This is a genomic window from Streptococcus sp. IMAU 99161, from assembly GCF_014435245.1.
In the GTDB taxonomy this organism is placed as follows: Bacteria; Bacillota; Bacilli; order Lactobacillales; family Streptococcaceae; genus Streptococcus; species Streptococcus lactarius.
Genome location: NZ_JAAPAW010000017.1, coordinates 1 through 232 on the forward strand (window position 1 = coordinate 1; position 232 = coordinate 232).

1 protein-coding gene is annotated in these 232 nt (G+C 42.7%); it reads right to left on the reverse strand.

The features are described from left to right. On the reverse strand, positions 1–232 hold a 232-nt coding region (locus tag HA044_RS09290), incomplete at both ends, for a DDE-type integrase/transposase/recombinase (protein WP_187540916.1).

A 232-nucleotide genomic window follows, 5' to 3' on the forward strand; every position in this document is an offset into this window, starting at 1 on the left:
CTGTCGCTGTGGATGAGTGGTGTGGCATCTGGATTAGCTTCCATAGCCTTTCTTAGGTTCTCCATAACAAGAGGATTGTCATTATGCTTACTGATATGGTAAGCCACGATAGAGCCGTCATAAAGGTCTTTAATAGCGCTTAAATAAGCCTTGCACCCTAATCCATATTGCAAGAAGGTCACATCTGTACACCACTTCTGATTAGGGACATGAGCTGTAAACTCTCTATTGA